Here is a 15,171-nt window from a genome sequence, read left to right on the forward strand (position 1 = left end):
CTAATGCTCTCTGAGTTATCCGCTCTGGTAGCCCTTGTGCCGCTAGGGATCTCGGCGCTTGCGATCCTCATGGGACCCGGACTTCTGATACTGCTCCCCCTGCGGACTCCCATTCCCGCAGCTTGTGCACTCGCGCCGGCGGCCGGGCTTGTTCCGTTGGGCGTGACGAGCCTGGCATTGGCGGTTTGGGGAATCCCCTGGAACCTTCCTACAGCGCTGTGTGGAGTCGTCATCAGTTCCGTCCTGTTTTGGATGCTCGGCCGCTGGTTCCGGGTAGGGTTCCCGCGTGGAGAGGAGGCACAGCTCGACCGTCTGTACGCTGTCGGTCTGGTCGCCTCCCTCTTCGTGGGATCGCTGCTGACGGTGATTGCTCTCCACCGGGGCATGGGAAGCATCGGAGTTGCATCCCAGGGATGGGATCCGATCTTCCACATGAATGCAGTCCAGTGGATTCGCGAATCAGGAAGCGCAACCCCATGGAGCGTGTCCCCCATTTACGGCGAGTCAAGCGCCAATTACTATCCCGTCGGATGGCACCTGATCGCTTCTCTCATTCCAGGTGACGTCGTGGCGGCAGCAAATGTCTTGACTCTTTTGATCGGCGGCGTCCTCTGGCCGATCAGTCTCACCTATCTCGCTTCGGTAGTCTTCCCGAAACGCCCCCTCATCTGGTTACTCACACCCGTCCTTACAGCTTCCTACATCAGCTTTCCCTACGCTCAGTTGATTCGCAGCGGACAATGGCCCAACGGCTTCGGGACGGCCCTCGTTCCCGCTGCGCTTGCAATTCTGATCGTTGTCCTTCGTATGCTTTTCACACGGCGGATGGAACGCCAATACCCGCGGGGACCGCATCTTCGGGACGGCTCCTCTGCATTCCTGGTAGGAGCGTTGACGGTCACGGGCACCGCTGCTGCCCATCCCGGCGCCTTAATGGCACTGGCCATAGCCGCGATACCGTTTACCGTCACATATGGGTTTCCGTGGCTGCGGGACGTTCTGCGGCATCGTGACAGGGTCGGCGTCCTATCGTTGCTTGCGGGGGCAGGACTTCTGACAGTCGCTTTGACAGTTCTCTCCCGTTCCTCTCTCTTGGAGGCAGTGATGCGTTATGAGCGCACTGTGCGGGCAGAGCTTCCGGATTCGCTTTATCTGGCAGTGTTCGATCTTGCAACCTTCCCCGCACTGCAAGCGCCCGACATGGATGAGTTCAATACCTATATCGGCCTGCTCGCGATAGCGGGCGCACTGGTTGGGCTGTTTCTTAAGGAGCGCCGTCCGCTCGCAGTCGCGTGGATGGCGTTTGTGCTGCTCCACGTCTTGGCGGCAGGGCCCGAAAATCCCGCGCGTTGGCTTACCGGGTTCTGGTACAAGGACACTCAGCGCATCGCTCCCATGATCACGATGACCGGGGTTCTTCTCGCGGGCTGGATGCTTGACGCGTCTGCGCGGAAGCTCTCCTCCATGGTCCGTCAAGCAATCGACCACACGCCGGCTTCCAGAGAGTTTTCCCGCACGGCGGCGGTCGTTGCTCTCGCGCTCGTGGCTGTGACCTATTTTGCTTCCGATAACTACCGCTCTGCGGAGCGGATAGCGGTCGCAGCAAAGAATTACCGGACCGATACGGCGGGCATGGGTGTGCTTTCCGCCGGTGAGCAGGAGTTCATATCCGCGAAATCGGACCTCCTGCCTGAGGACGCCGTTGTGGTCGGTGATCCTTTCAATGGTGAGACGTTCTTCTACACTCTCGCGCAGCGGCGAGTCGTGTACACCCAACTTGGTTCCGCCACTTACGGGCACGAAGCCAAGGAGTACTTGCGTGGGTCCTTCAATCAAATCCATGCCGATCCCGCCGTATGCCAAGCGCTGGGAAGCGTGGGGGCGACTCATTTCTATGAGGATCGTCCCGGTATTTCTCACGGGAGTGACGTGCTCCGGACGTGGCCCGGTTTCTACAGCACGAACACCGACCAGGGATTTGAGGTTGTGGCTACGGACGGCACTCACACCCTTTACAGAATTACAGCGTGTTGATTCAGACTGCAGAGTTTCGACGGCTTGTTGAGAATCGCGCGTGATAGTGTCGATGGGTTCGCCAGCCTAGATTTTCTTCCTCGACGCAGGCGCTAACCCTTCTTATTCGGATTCCGCAGGAGTAATAGATGTCCTGGTGGGCTGCCCTGCCAGCGATCGCGATAGCGATCGCTTTACTTTTGATACCCGGGACCCTGTTTTCCCTAGCACTCCGCGCCCGGGGTCCTCTAGCTGTGGGCCTGGTACCAGTGTTCTCGGTCGGGTTGGCAGGCGTGAGCGGAGCGATAGCGCCATATCTGGGCATCGACTGGTCGGTCGTTACCTATTTGCTACTGAGCCTCGCGCTCTCTGCGGTCGCTTTCGGTATAAGCAAACTGGTTGACTCAAAGGTTAAACGGTCGCCTTCCCCCAGGCTGGACCGCTACTCCCTGGTTGCGGCCGCCGTCGGACTGGTCGTCGGCGGCGTAGCGACGGTCTACAACCTCACCCGCGCTCTGGGCGCTCCCGACAACCTCGCTCAACGCTACGACAACGTCTATCACCTGAACGCGGTCAGGTATGTCCTTGAAGAAGGTGAAGCTTCGAGTCTCACCCTCGGTCGCATGCTTCATCCAGACGCCGGCGTGGCAATCTATCCGGCCGCTTGGCACAGCTTTGCTTCGATCGTTGCACAACTGACCGAACAACCGATCCCTGTCGCAGTCAACGCATTGAACATCGTCATCTGCTCCGTCGTCTGGCCAGTTAGCGCTATCCTGCTGACTCGGATTGTCCTCGGCCCGAAGCCGATCGCGCTTCTATTTGCCGGAATTTTTTCAGCAGCGTTCCCTGCGTTTCCACTCGGATTGCTCGACTTCGGGCCCCTGTACCCCAACCTTCTTTCGTACGCTGTCCTTCCGGCGGTACTCGCCATCGTCGTGTCCAGTCTAAGGATGGTGGTCCGAAACGGACTCAGTCCCTTGGGTTCCCTCATCGCACTTGCCGCCGGACTTGCTGCGCTGTTCACTGCTCAGCCGAACGGGTTCTCAGCCCTGCTGGCTCTCAGTCTGCCGATCATCTCCTGGAAATGGTGGAGTTGGACCCGCGAGAGGTACCGGACAGGTTCGTTTAAGAGACTGTGGATTCCCCTTCTTGTCGCTGTCGTCTCAGCCAGCGCCTTTCTCGCGGTATGGCGGGCGCTTCTCATCACCAGATATGACAGCTGGCTTCCCTTCAATGACAGCCACTGGGACGCAATGGGCGAAGCGCTCACGAGCGCGCCACACGGAAGACAAGTGGCAGTGGTTCTCAGCATCGCCACCGCAGCCGGGATAGTCGGGATCGCGAAACGAAGGGCCCCCGGGTGGATGCTCGGCGTGTTCGCCGTCGCTGTTCTGCTCTATGTAGTCGCCGCGAGCCAGCCCCGCGGGTTCATCAGGATGGTACTCACGGGGTCCTGGTACCAGGACCCCCAACGGCTGGCGTCCCTCCTCCCGATTCCCACCGTCGTCATTGCGGCCTTCGGGGCCGCGTATCTGGTTACCGGAAGTCGCCGTGTTCTGCAGCGAGCATTCAATGCCCTTGGCGCCAATCACACGACGACGGGAATTCTCGCCGGAGCTCTCACCGTAATCTTCGTGGTGCTGGGCGCTGTGTACAGCCAACGTGGATCGATCGATCAGATGGTAGTGGAAACCCATATAAACCACACTTACGACGGCAACCCAACGATTCTGTCCCCCGCCGAGCGTGAGCTTCTTGAGCGTCTGGACGAGACCGTACCCGACGATGCTGTTGTCGCCGTCAACCCTTGGAATGGCAGCGCTCTGGCCTACGCATTCAGCGGCATCGAGGTTACGCAGTATCACATGGGGTCGCTGTCACCGGATCTGTCGCTGGTCGCCCAGGAGCTCAACAGCGCCGACAGCGGTTCGGAAGCCTGCACCGTCGCTGCAGACCTAGGAGTCGAGTATGTCCTGGACTTCGGGGACTACTATCTGCTTGACCGGCCGCTGGCCCACTCGTACCCGGCGTTCGACGACGTGGACGACCCGAGCAACTATCGACTCGTTGACCAGGAAGGCGACGCCAAGCTGTACGAAGTCGCTAACTGCGGTTAGGTTCCGGAAGCGCAGCGCGTCAGGAACCGCGGATATGGGCTATGGCCTCCGCAACCGGCGCGTCGTGGACGATACGTCCCTTTTCCAGCACGACTCCGCGGCGACAGATTTGGCCGATTAAATCCAGGTCATGACTGACCACAATCAACGTTTTTCCTGCATCGGCCAACTCTTTGATTTTGCCGATGCACTTTCGCTGGAACGGTTCGTCGCCTACCGCAAGGATCTCGTCGATGAGGAAGACATTCGGATCGGTGTGGACGGCTACCGAAAACGCTAATCGCAGGTACATGCCCGACGAGTAGAATCGGACTTCCGTATCGATAAACTCGCCGATTTCAGCAAAGTCGACTATCGAATCGAATTGCTTGTGGATGTCCTTTTCAGACATCCCGAGAATGGCACCGTTGAGGAATACATTATCCCTGCCGCTGAGGTCAGGGTGAAACCCGGCTCCGACCTCGATGAGGCCCGCAACGCGGCCTCGAGTCCTTACCGTTCCTGAGTCCGGCAACATGACCCCGGAAATATGCTTGAGGAGCGTGGACTTTCCGGATCCGTTGAACCCGAGCAGCGCGACAGTTTCTCCCTCTTCCACAAGGAGGGACACATCGTCCAACGCCGGAAATGTGCGGGAAAGATCTCCTTTTCTGCCTTTCAGCAGCCACACGACAGTTTCCTTCAGGGACCGCGTGTGTCGGAGTGCGAAGCGCTTTCGGATTCCGCTGATCTCGATTGCCAGTGCCATCTCTATAACTCCTGTGCGAAGCGGCCCTCAAGGCGGCGGAAAAGATACTGGCCGAAAACAACTGTCACCGAAGCAATGACCAGGGCGACGGGAAACCACACCGTAAAGAACCCAGGAGGGAGGTCAAACTCTTGATCTGAAGTCGGCATCCAAAAGGCATAGTGGAAAGTTTCTACGCTGACGGTCAAAGGGTTCAACATATAAATCGACAGAGCAGTGTCACCCAATTGCCGACGAACCATTTCCCATGAGTAGAGCACGGGCGACGCCCAGGTGGCGACCATCAGCAACATGTCCACGAGGTTCTCAGCGTCACGATAGTAGACGTTGATCGCGCCGAAAATCAGGCCGAGCCCCGTCGCAAGCAAAGCCGCGATGAGGAAGCCCACCACTGCCGCACCGAGCTGCAAGAGCGATGGAGACCATCCAGTGAGGAGACATGCCGCAGTCAGGATGACAATCTGCGGCAGGAAATGAACGGCTGATACCCATATCGCGGAAACCGGGAAAAGCTCACGAGGCAGATATATCTTCTTGATCAATCCGCTATTTCCCACGATGGAACGGGAAGCGTTCCCGAGCGCTTCCGAGAAGAAGTTGATCAGGACTATTCCGGCAAAAAGGTATATAGCGTAGTTCGGCAGTCCATCCGGGTTTCTGCCGCTCTGCTCCAAGCCTAGGAAGACACCGAGCGCTATATAGAACACGATGAATTGCACACCGGGCTTCACATAGGACCAGATCAGGCCGAGTATCGATCCCCGGTACCGGACTTTGATCTCTTTGTCGACCAGGAGCTTGAGCAGGAAACGATGCCGCGCGACGTCCCGCAAACCGGCGCCGCGACCGGGTATCTTTAGTTCCGCGTGCGCGGGCTGCCCGGACTCCCCTGAAACTGCTGTCATTCCGCCTTGTTCCCAGTTGCACCTGCGGCGTAGAACGTCTCTGCCCACGCCGTAGGCGACGTGAATTGTGGCATCGCCGCCCTGTAACGCTCGGCAAGCTCGTCCCATTGCGCGTATAGACGACGATGGAGTGTCGCGCTTCGCAACGCGAGCTCGCGGGCTTTGTCGACGTCACGCTTATGCCAGGAAACGCCGGCACCGTCTGAGGACGTTACAAGGGCAGAGTCCAGCTGCGAGAGCCTCCACCAACGAGCGTCCATGGCAGCGATATGCGCTTCGGGGTGCTGCTTAGCTTCGGTTGGTACCGGCCTGACCTGATGCAGGACGCCGGTCGCGACCTTGATGAGAGCACCAGGCACGCTACGGGCCGGGGTTGGTCCTTTGCCCTTCCGGGGCGGTTTGCTCGACTTCACAGCTGGGAAGGAGGCTGGATCAGCTGAGATGCGTGCGTCGTCGTACTGTGCCCTGATGGCCCTGACCTCCCCCAGTTTCGACCCTAGGGACTCATGCAAATGATCGGGTCCCGTTAATAGATCTTCGAGCGCCCGGAGCCGCAACTCGACTGAGGAATACTGCATCGAGAGAAGATGACGGACATCCACAGCGAAACTTTCCCGTGGCATCCGGCCTCCCCTCTTGTAAGGCGAGTAGAGCAGGGTAGCGAGCCATCGATTGCGCTGGTGGTAGTAAGCCTGCCAGTCGATCGTGTCGTCTTTCTCGGTCCAGGGCATGTGCCAGACCGCCGCCCCCGGCAACGTTACTGTCCTATACCCCTTGTACTGCGCCCGAATCCCATACTCAACGTCATCCCATTTGATGAAGACGGGAAGGGCCAGTCCGATGTCGTTGATGATCTCGGTGGGAATGAGGCACATCCACCAGCCGTTGTAATCCACATCGATGCGGCGATGCATCCAGGGAGTATCGCGTAGATTGCTTGCGGCGAAGTCGTGAGCCTCCTCCGTGTTTGGGGAGGACCCGTATCGGAAGCGGTATCGATCGACCGACTCTCCGAAGTGGTGCATCACGGAGCGCTCAAACAGGTTGAACATGTGCCCGCCAACGATGGTTGGTTCCCTCGTGAAGTCAGCGAACTGCGCTGCCCTCAAGATTCCCTCTGTTTCCATCTCGACGTCATCATCAAGCAGCATCACATAGCTGCTTTCCGAGTCGTTTACAGTCTCCAACATGCCCCGGGCGAAGCCGCCTGAACCACCCAGGTTCGGTTGGTTCACGACGGCGAGGCGTCCTTCTAACCTTGCTTCGGCGTCCGAGAAACCTTCCTCTGCGGCTACCTTCTGGGTTCCCTGATCCGTCACGATGACACGATGAAGAATCTGCACCAGTTCATCCGACGATGCGATCGTGGCGAGATTTCGTACGCAATAGTCCGGCCGATTGAAAGTGGTGATCGCGATCGTGAGCTTTCCGGCGGCAAATTGGTCCGGTTCCGGGACGCTCCAGTGAGCATCCTGCAGGGTGACCCGCTCACCGTGCGAAGATAAGTCGAACCAGTACCAGCCGCCGTCACCGAAGTTGGTAAGTGGAAGCTCGACGGTCAAGGAGTGGCCCTCCGCCGCGCTCACCCTATGGCTGCTGACCCTGTTGACGGTCCCGCGAGCGGTAGAGCGGTATACAACGATAGAGGCTTCACCATCGAGCAGGACGCTCAGCCGTACCGTCCGTATTTCGGTATGGGCGCGCCAGTAGCTGGCGGGGAAAGCGTTGAAGTAAGTGCCCAGGGACACGCGTTCGTGGGGCGGCAGCGCTAGCTGCCGACGATCCAGGACATAGTTAGGTTGTATATCGGCCGCGGGCAACGACACCGGTGCGGATTGACTCTCATCACGCCGCACGCGCTTGGCGCCGTTGAAGTCGACGTAGAGAGGCATGGTATCGATGTCTCCGCCTTCAGGAAACACCACCCTGTGCACGGTCCGCCAAACAGGATCCTGGCCGGATCGGCTCATCTGGTCATTCACGACGACAGAGGTACTCATGCGTCGATCCCTCCACTCTCGAGCTTTACGCCATCATTGAAATGAGGCCTAATTTTGTTGTCGAACATCGACAGCGCTGATCCGATGGCCATGTGCATGTCGAGGTACTTATAGGTTCCCAGCCGGCCGCCGAACAGGACCATCTGTTCCCCCCGGGCAAGATCACGATATGCAAGCAGCTTGGCACGGTCGGCCTCCGTATTCACCGGGTAGTAGGGCTCATCGCCCTTCTCCGCGAACCGGGAGAACTCCCGCATGATGACCGTTGCATCCTTGGTGTATTCCCGCTCCGGGTGGAAGTGACGGAACTCGTGGATGCGGGTGTATGGGGCATCTTCATCGGGATAATTCATCACCGGACAGCCCTGAAAGTCTTCGATCGGCAATACCTCTTCTTCGAGGTCGATCGTCCGCCACGACAAGTCACCCTCGACGTAGTCGAAGTACCGGTCGACTGCGCCCGTGTAAACCACCGGAACCTGGCCCAGAGTCGCGTTGCGCGAGTAGGGATGTCCGTCGTCGAAAAAGTCAGTGTTCAGCTCCACAGTAATGTTCGGGTGCGCCGCCATGCGTTCGATCCACGCGGTGTATCCGTCAACCGGCAAACCCTCGTACTTGTCATTGAAGTACCGGTTGTCGTAGGTATAACGGACCGGCAGCCGGGAAATGATCTCCGCCGGCAGATCCTTCGGATCCGTCTGCCACTGCTTGCCGGTGTAGTACTTGATGAAGGCCTCGTAAAGCGGACGGCCGATCAGCTGGATGCCCTTGTCATTGAGGTTCTGGGGGTCCGTTCCAGCGAGTTCTCCCGCCTGCTCCTGAATCAGGGCGCGCGCCTCGCTTGGGCCCATGGAAGCGCGAAAGAACTGGTTTATTGTTCCCAGGTTGATGGGCATCGGGTACACCTCGCCTTTATGGCTCGTGTACACCTTGTGCTGGTAGCTCGTGAAAGCAGTGAAACGATTGACGTACTCCCACACCTTTTCGTTCGACGTGTGGAAAAGGTGGGCGCCATAACGGTGGACTTCAATGCCGGTTTGCTGCTCGTTCTCGCTGTAGGCATTGCCACCAATGTGGTGACGGCGATCCAGCACCGCGACCTTCAACCCTAGTTCTGTTGCGGCCCTTTCGGCGATGGTGAGGCCGAAAAAACCTGACCCGACCACGACTAGGTCAACGTTCACAAATTCTCCTGGGTAGAGTTTCAGCGGTGTTCAAGGGACGTCTGCCCGCGGGTCAAGGTTACCCGACCGTCCCTCTCAAACCGCATTGCACGAAAGCCACGGTCTAGAGTTGAGCCCATGCGTCCGAAAATCCTGTGCATTTCTTTCTCCGAGATAGTCGCGGACTCCCGCGTCCTGCGTCAGCTCGACCTGCTGGCTGAGTTCGGTGATGTATCCACCCTTTCCTACGGCAAGAGGCCCGCCGCCGCAGCGGAGCATCTCGAGATTGACTCGGGGCTGGCTTCCCTTCCGCAGACCCCCATGGGAGTGGCTTTCCTAGCGGCCAGGCTCCATTCCAAAGCCGAGCTCATGGCCCCGGCGGTGAAACGGGCCCTCGCTCTTTTGGAGGGCCGAAAGTTCGACCTCATCGTGGCGAACGAGGCACGAGCCCTCCCACTCGCGCACCATATCGCTGAAGGGACGCCAATATGGGGCGACATGCACGAGTGGGCACCGGAGGAGAGAGTACAGGTGCTGTCTTGGCGGCTTCTGGTCGCACCGCTTATGACGAGCGTCTGCGAACGCTATCTGAGGTCTACTGACGCCATATCTGTGGTCAATGACTCAATCGCAGAGCTCTATGAGAAGCATTTTTCCTGCCGCACCGAAACCGTACGCAATGCCCGTCCCTACGTTGACCTCGAGCCCCAGCCTCTTGAGGAAGGGCCAATCCGACTCGTTCATAGCGGCGCAGCTGTCCCGGGTCGAAATCTCGAGGGAATGATCGAGGCTGTGAAACTACTCGGTTCGGACTACACCCTCGATTTCTATCTCATAGAGGCGAGGGATAACGGCAAATACTTGCGTCGTATCCAGCAGATAGCAGCGGGGAACGAGCAGATCAGATTTCACCCCTCCGTGGCTCCGCACGAATTGCCTCAGGTTCTGAACCGTTACGATCTAGGCGTCTACAGTCTCCCGCCGCAAACACGCAACCAGGCCTTGATGCTGCCCAACAAGTTCTTCGACTTCGTTCAGGCCCGCCTCGGAATAGTCTTCAGCCCTTCTCCGGAAACCTCTCGTTTAATTCAGCAGTATCAGGTAGGGGTAGTCACTGACGACTTTTCACCGGACTCGCTGGCAGCCGCGATCAGGAGCCTCTCAAGGGCCCAAATTGAGAGGTACAAGTTGAATACACACCGAGCGGCGAGGGCACTGAGTTCGGAATCAGATGATCGGGTTGTGCGCGGGATTGTCTCTCGACTGCTCTCCCGAGAGGTCCAGCCTTCGGACCGGTAGAGTGGAAACCATGCGAATTCTCAGCGTTGTAGGCGCGCGCCCTCAGTTCGTGAAGCTGGCTCCCATCGCCTCTGCACTGCAGGGCAAGGCTGAACATCTCATTGCCCACACCGGACAGCATTACGACGAGCTAATGTCCGACGTGTTCTTTCAGGATCTTGACATCCCGGCACCTGACTTCAATCTCGCCGTCGGGTCCGGGTCCCATGGACGGCAGACAGGCGCAATGCTCGCCGGGCTTGAAGAGGTGCTGGAGCAGGCTAAGCCGGATTGGGTGCTCGTTTACGGAGACACAAACTCAACGCTCGCTGCGGCTGTTGCTGCCGTCAAAATGCACATACCGGTCGCACATCTGGAAGCTGGTCTACGGTCATTCAATCGACGGATGCCGGAGGAACACAACCGCGTACTGACTGATCACGCGGCGGATCTCCTTCTTGCTCCCACCGAAGTGGCGATGAAACATCTCGCAACCGAAGGTCTCGCTGAGCGCAGCGTGCTCGTCGGTGACGTCATGACTGACGTGTTGTACCTGACCAGAGACGCCGTTAGAGCGAAGCAGGAGCCCCTCCCCGAGGGGCTCACGGCGGGTGACTATTACGTAAGCACCATTCATCGTCCGGACAATACCGACGATTCGGAACGCTTGTCCGCTATCGTGGCGCAGCTCTCGGCACTGGACAAGCCCGTTCTTCTGCTAGCTCATCCGCGTCTGCGCTCGTTGGCGCAGGGACACGGGATCGCACTGAACCAAGGGTCCCTCAAATCCATCGACCCCCTTGCCTACCCCCAACTCATCAACGCTGTTCAGGACTCCGCGGGTGTTGTGACGGATTCAGGTGGGTTGCAGAAAGAAGCTTTCCTTCTGAGAGTTCCCTGCACGACGATTAGACCGGAGACCGAGTGGGTGGAGACGGTCGAACTGGGCTGGAACACACTCGTATCGACAGACCTGCACCAGCTGGGTGATGCGGTCACCCGCCCGGCGCCCGCGGCCACCGACGCCGCTCCCTACGGCTCGGGCGAGGCAGCGCACCAGGTCGTTGCTGCCCTTCTCGACGCTGGAAATCAAGGCTGAATATCTTCAGCGACTGTCCGCCGCCCGGTGCTCAAGCCGGGCGGCCAGGACTGCTGCGGCCGCTCGCTCGCCTGCACTGCGCAGCGAGGCGTTCTCATTCACCCAGGCGATGCGGAACTCTCGATCATCAGCTCCGTCATCGAGGAGCCGGCGCATAGCGCCAGCAACTTGTATGGGGTCATAGGGGACGCTTTCGCCGAGATGGTTCTCGCTCACCATGGCAGCGCTATCGCCGACGCCCGCATAAATGACCGGCGTGCCACATGCCGCTGCCGCATATATCTTTGTCGGCTTGGCGAAGTCGTAACCTTTTCCTGGAACGATGCTGACCAATGCGCCGGCAGCCCCGCGAATCCATGAAGCAGTTTCTTCCGGTGACTTCACGCCCCCGAAGGTAACGCGACCGGGAACCATCTGCTTGGCCAGCCCGCGGAGCTTTGTCTCCGACGCTCCTTGACCAAAGAAGTAAAGGCGGACAGTTTCGTCTTCGAGTTCTTTAAGTGCCTCGATGAAGATCTCGGCGCCCTGCCATTCGGACATCGTGCCGGTGTAGACGAAGTACGGGTGTCCGGGCTGTTCCTGCGGCCCGTTCGCGTTGAACAGGTCCGTATCTATGCCGTTGCCTACGACGCTCACCCGATCGGGGGAAACTCCGAATTGGGATAGTTGCTCCGCGACGCCGTCAGATATCGCCAGAACCTGCGCAGCATTCCGCAAGGCCACACCTTCAACCCACCGCATGATTGAAACGACCGGTGCGGCGGCACCCATTGCGATCACTGCATCCGTCCAGACGTCGGCGGCGTAGTAGACGTAAGGACGTCGTCGCAGCCAAGAGGACGCCGCGACAACGAGCCCTGTGGTGGGCGGAGGCTCCGACACAACCACGTCCGCCCGGCCCAGAAGAAGGCGAAAGAAGAGAGGGAGGTCGAAGCTCAGATACTGAACGTACCCCCGAACGTTCCCTCCGGGATCACGCAAAACCGGCCATCGCGAGATTCCCCGCTCCGGCAAATGCTGCGTGGGCGGAACGGTAGTCAGTACCTTTACCGAAGCTTGCTGCCTGTGCAGCGCGCCCACTAGCGCCTTCAATCGAAAAGCGGCGGCACCAACTTCCGGCGGGAAGAGCCTGGTGGCAAGTATCACCCGCGAACTCACGCGGTGACGTCCACCATCTGCCCGACCCGGGCAGACTCGATCATCGCTTCAGCAACCCGCAGCGTGTTCAGGCCTTCGCGCATGGTCACGACGTCGTTGCCCTCCCCGCGTACAGCATCACGGAACGCTTCGTGCTCGGCCTTCAACGGCTCGCGCTTGGTGAGCGCCAATCGCGTGATATTGCCTTCACTGACGCCACGGAAATTCGATACAGCTTCCCATTCAGTGTTGACAGTGCCGTTCTCGTAGAACGTCAGATCAGCCGTCAGTGTGTCGGCCACGAAAGCACCCTTCTCCCCCGTCACTACTGTCAACCGCTCCTTCATGGGTGAAAGCCAGTTGACGAGGTGGGAAGTGATGACGCCGTTCGCCAACTGGCAGGACGCAGTCACCATATCCTCATGGGGACGCCCCGACCGGGTGCTGGTTCGTGCCGAGACAGACTGGTAGGGCGACTGCGCGAGCCAGGCTGTGAGGTCGATATCGTGGGTACCGAGATCCTTCACTACGCCCACATCGGCGATGCGCGAAGGGAAAGGTCCCTGACGACGCGTTGCCAGCTGGTATACATCGCCCAGGTCGCCGTTCTCGATACGGGCGCGCAGCGATTGCAGCGCCGGGTTGAAGCGTTCGATATGCCCCACGGCACCGACGAGGCCTGCGCCCTCGAACGCTTCCGCGAGTTTGACTCCGCCCTCGATCGTCGATGCAATCGGCTTCTCCACCATCGTGTGAACACCGGCAGCGGCGAGGGCGAGACCAACTTCCTCGTGAAGACCGGTGGGCACAGCGCACACGGCCATGTCGATCCCCTGCGAGATCAACTCGTCCACGGATCCGCACAACGGCAAGTCCCCGGCGACACCGTGCGGGTCACCGTAAGCATCGGCCACCGCGACCAGTTGAACACCATCCAGTTCACGCACAACGCGAGCGTGATGGCGCCCCATCATTCCTAGACCAATCAGCCCTACCCGAAGGTCCCCCATTATGCGCCCGCTCCTGCAAGCTTGTTCACAGCTGTCACGATTCTGTCCAGATCCTCGTCATCAAGGGACGGGTGCACAGGAAGGGAAAGTACTTCACGCGCCGCGATCTCAGTGTTGGGCAGATCCTCGGTACGGTTGAAGGACGGTAGCCGGTGATTCGGGATCGGATAGTAAACCCCGCTGCCGATGTTGTATTCGTCCTTCAGGGCCGCCGCGAAACCATCCCGGTCTCCCGAGATGCGGATGGTGTACTGGTGGTACACATGTTCGGCCCCCTCCGCTACCACCGGAGTCCCCACGCCTTCAAGGTTCTCGTTCAGAAACTGCGCATTCGACTGGCGCTGGGCCGTCCAGCCAAGCACCTTCGTCAACTGCACGCGTCCGATCGCCGCATGAAGGTTCGTCATTCGCGCGTTGAACCCCACCAGTTCGTTCTCGTACTGGCGCTCCATGCCCTGGTTCCGCAGGAGGCGCAGTTTCCGCTCAACCGTTGCGTCTCCGGTCGACACCATGCCGCCCTCACCCGAGGTCATGTTCTTGGTCGGGTACAGCGAAAACATCCCGAAGTCGCCAAATGTGCCGACCTTCTGCCCATTCAACCCCGCACCGTGCGCCTGGGCGGCGTCTTCGAACAATTTGATGCCGCGGGTGTCCGCCAACTCACGGAACGCAGCCATATTGGCCGGATGACCGTACAGGTGAACCGGCATAATCGCCTTGGTCCTGTCAGAGATCAGCGACTCGACATGGCTGACGTCCAGGCAGTAGTGATCAAGCTCAATGTCGGCGAAGACCGGCGTCGCACCGGCCAGTGCCACAGAATTCGCTGTCGCAGCGAACGTGAACGACGGAACGATCACTTCATCACCGGGCTTGACCCCGGCAGCCAACAGGCCCAGATGCAACCCAGACGTACCCGAGTTCACGGCCACTGAGGCCCGCCCGTCAAGAAGGACGTCCGAGAACTCCTTCTCGAACTCGGCGACCTCCGCGCCCTGGGCGAGCATGCCCGAGACGAGAACCGCGTCGACGGCTGCACGCTCCTCATCGCCTACGATGGGCTTCGCTGCCGGAATGAATCCTGTGCTCATTTCTGTTCCTCTATTGGTGCCAATATTCCGTCTGCTTCGCTATATTTCTCACCGGTCTCAGGACAGACCCACAGCCCGTTTTGCTCCGTGAGCGGATGCCCGGATTTCCCAACCCACCCGAGACGGCGAGCAGGCACTCCAGCCACAAGCCCATAAGCGGGAACGTCCTTGGTCACTACGGCGCCAGCGGCGACCGTAGCCCACGCGCCAATAGTGACCGGGGCAACGCAAACAGCCCGTGCGCCGATGGACGCTCCATCCTCGATGGTGACGCCCACGGGAGTCCAGTCATGCGCGCTTTTCAGTGTGCCGTCCGGTGATACGGACCGAGGGTAGGTGTCGTTTGTAAGCACGACAGCAGGGCCAATGAAGACGCCCTTTCCGAGCGATGCCGGTTCGTACACCAGGGCATAGTTCTGAACCTTGGTGTTCTCTCCCATCGAGACACCTGTTCCGATATATGCTCCGCGCCCGACGATGCAGTTGGCTCCCAGTTTGGCGTTCTCACGCACCTGCGCGAGATGCCACACTTTGGTACCCTCGCCCAGTTCCGCCTGGTCCGAAACGTCAGCGCTATCCGCGATGTAGGTCATTCGACTACCTTCCG

Annotated in this window: 12 protein-coding genes; 4 read left to right on the forward strand and 8 right to left on the reverse strand. The window is 59.4% G+C overall.

Annotated features, from left to right (window positions below; genetic code table 11):
- Positions 1 to 3: 3 nt before the first annotated feature.
- Together AC4D1W_RS05260 and AC4D1W_RS05265 are read left to right on the forward strand one after the other, a co-directional pair.
- Positions 4 to 2,034, forward strand: a complete 2,031-nt coding sequence (locus AC4D1W_RS05260) for a DUF6541 family protein (RefSeq protein WP_490898039.1) — start codon at positions 4 to 6, stop codon at positions 2,032 to 2,034.
- A gap of 128 nt (positions 2,035 to 2,162) precedes the next feature.
- Positions 2,163 to 4,133 (forward strand): DUF6541 family protein, encoded by a 1,971-nt coding sequence (locus tag AC4D1W_RS05265; RefSeq protein ID WP_490898040.1) that lies wholly within the window; start codon positions 2,163 to 2,165, stop codon positions 4,131 to 4,133.
- Positions 4,134 to 4,152: 19 nt separating this feature from the next.
- Here the strand turns inward: AC4D1W_RS05265 and AC4D1W_RS05270 are convergent, their stop codons facing one another.
- Genes AC4D1W_RS05270 through glf form a run of 4 tightly spaced genes read right to left on the reverse strand, consistent with a single transcriptional unit; the run spans position 4,153 to position 8,970 of the window.
- Entirely contained in the window at positions 4,153 to 4,881 is a 729-nt protein-coding gene (locus AC4D1W_RS05270; RefSeq protein WP_490898041.1) for an ABC transporter ATP-binding protein, read from the reverse strand.
- 2 nt (positions 4,882 to 4,883) lie between these two features.
- Complete coding sequence (locus AC4D1W_RS05275; RefSeq protein WP_490898042.1) at positions 4,884 to 5,786, reverse strand: ABC transporter permease; 903 nt, start codon at positions 5,784 to 5,786, stop codon at positions 4,884 to 4,886.
- Positions 5,783 to 7,786 (reverse strand): glycosyltransferase, encoded by a 2,004-nt coding sequence (locus AC4D1W_RS05280; RefSeq protein WP_490898043.1) that lies wholly within the window; start codon positions 7,784 to 7,786, stop codon positions 5,783 to 5,785. The genes AC4D1W_RS05275 and AC4D1W_RS05280 overlap by 4 nt, the downstream gene beginning before the upstream one ends.
- The gene (gene glf, locus AC4D1W_RS05285; protein ID WP_490898044.1) at positions 7,783 to 8,970 is read right to left on the reverse strand and encodes a UDP-galactopyranose mutase; all 1,188 of its coding nucleotides are present in this window, start codon (positions 8,968 to 8,970) and stop codon (positions 7,783 to 7,785) included. Before glf ends, AC4D1W_RS05280 begins: the two co-directional genes overlap by 4 nt.
- Positions 8,971 to 9,087: 117 nt before the next feature.
- Here glf and AC4D1W_RS05290 point away from each other — a divergent pair, with 117 nt between their 5' ends.
- Positions 9,088 to 10,248 carry a glycosyltransferase family protein gene (locus tag AC4D1W_RS05290; RefSeq protein WP_490898045.1) on the forward strand — a complete coding sequence of 387 codons (1,161 nt, stop codon included), beginning with the start codon at positions 9,088 to 9,090 and terminating at the stop codon, positions 10,246 to 10,248.
- Positions 10,249 to 10,258: 10 nt separating this feature from the next.
- Entirely contained in the window at positions 10,259 to 11,326 is a 1,068-nt protein-coding gene (wecB, locus tag AC4D1W_RS05295; protein WP_490898046.1) for a non-hydrolyzing UDP-N-acetylglucosamine 2-epimerase, read from the forward strand.
- 6 nt (positions 11,327 to 11,332) lie between these two features.
- Here wecB and AC4D1W_RS05300 read toward each other — a convergent pair whose 3' ends face one another.
- The 4 genes from AC4D1W_RS05300 to AC4D1W_RS05315 are packed head-to-tail and all read right to left on the reverse strand — an operon-like array spanning position 11,333 to position 15,157.
- Positions 11,333 to 12,484 carry a glycosyltransferase family 4 protein gene (locus tag AC4D1W_RS05300; RefSeq protein ID WP_490898047.1) on the reverse strand — a complete coding sequence of 384 codons (1,152 nt, stop codon included), beginning with the start codon at positions 12,482 to 12,484 and terminating at the stop codon, positions 11,333 to 11,335.
- A complete protein-coding gene (locus tag AC4D1W_RS05305; protein WP_490889325.1) occupies positions 12,481 to 13,473 on the reverse strand; it encodes a Gfo/Idh/MocA family oxidoreductase in 993 nt (330 codons plus the stop codon). The genes AC4D1W_RS05300 and AC4D1W_RS05305 overlap by 4 nt, the downstream gene beginning before the upstream one ends.
- Positions 13,473 to 14,564, reverse strand: a complete 1,092-nt coding sequence (locus AC4D1W_RS05310; RefSeq protein WP_490898048.1) for a DegT/DnrJ/EryC1/StrS family aminotransferase — start codon at positions 14,562 to 14,564, stop codon at positions 13,473 to 13,475. The genes AC4D1W_RS05305 and AC4D1W_RS05310 overlap by 1 nt, the downstream gene beginning before the upstream one ends.
- Positions 14,561 to 15,157: an acyltransferase gene (locus AC4D1W_RS05315; protein WP_490898049.1), complete on the reverse strand. Its 597-nt coding sequence runs from the start codon at positions 15,155 to 15,157 to the stop codon at positions 14,561 to 14,563. The genes AC4D1W_RS05310 and AC4D1W_RS05315 overlap by 4 nt, the downstream gene beginning before the upstream one ends.
- Positions 15,158 to 15,171: the final 14 nt, after the last annotated feature.

This window comes from Arthrobacter sp. TJ-170 (assembly GCF_058269305.1).

Bases quoted from the DNA above. Each gene is read 5' to 3' on its own strand.
- AC4D1W_RS05275 (WP_490898042.1), bottom strand. From the start codon at position 5,786: ATGACAGCAGTTTCAGGGGAGTCCGGGCAGCCCGCGCACGCGGAACTA.
- AC4D1W_RS05270 (WP_490898041.1), bottom strand. From the start codon at position 4,881: ATGGCACTGGCAATCGAGATCAGCGGAATCCGAAAGCGCTTCGCACTC.
- AC4D1W_RS05290 (WP_490898045.1), top strand. From the start codon at position 9,088: ATGCGTCCGAAAATCCTGTGCATTTCTTTCTCCGAGATAGTCGCGGAC.
- AC4D1W_RS05260 (WP_490898039.1), top strand. From the start codon at position 4: ATGCTCTCTGAGTTATCCGCTCTGGTAGCCCTTGTGCCGCTAGGGATC.
- wecB (WP_490898046.1), top strand. From the start codon at position 10,259: ATGCGAATTCTCAGCGTTGTAGGCGCGCGCCCTCAGTTCGTGAAGCTG.
- AC4D1W_RS05310 (WP_490898048.1), bottom strand. From the start codon at position 14,564: ATGAGCACAGGATTCATTCCGGCAGCGAAGCCCATCGTAGGCGATGAG.
- AC4D1W_RS05305 (WP_490889325.1), bottom strand. From the start codon at position 13,473: ATGGGGGACCTTCGGGTAGGGCTGATTGGTCTAGGAATGATGGGGCGC.
- AC4D1W_RS05265 (WP_490898040.1), top strand. From the start codon at position 2,163: ATGTCCTGGTGGGCTGCCCTGCCAGCGATCGCGATAGCGATCGCTTTA.
- AC4D1W_RS05315 (WP_490898049.1), bottom strand. From the start codon at position 15,157: ATGACCTACATCGCGGATAGCGCTGACGTTTCGGACCAGGCGGAACTG.
- AC4D1W_RS05280 (WP_490898043.1), bottom strand. From the start codon at position 7,786: ATGAGTACCTCTGTCGTCGTGAATGACCAGATGAGCCGATCCGGCCAG.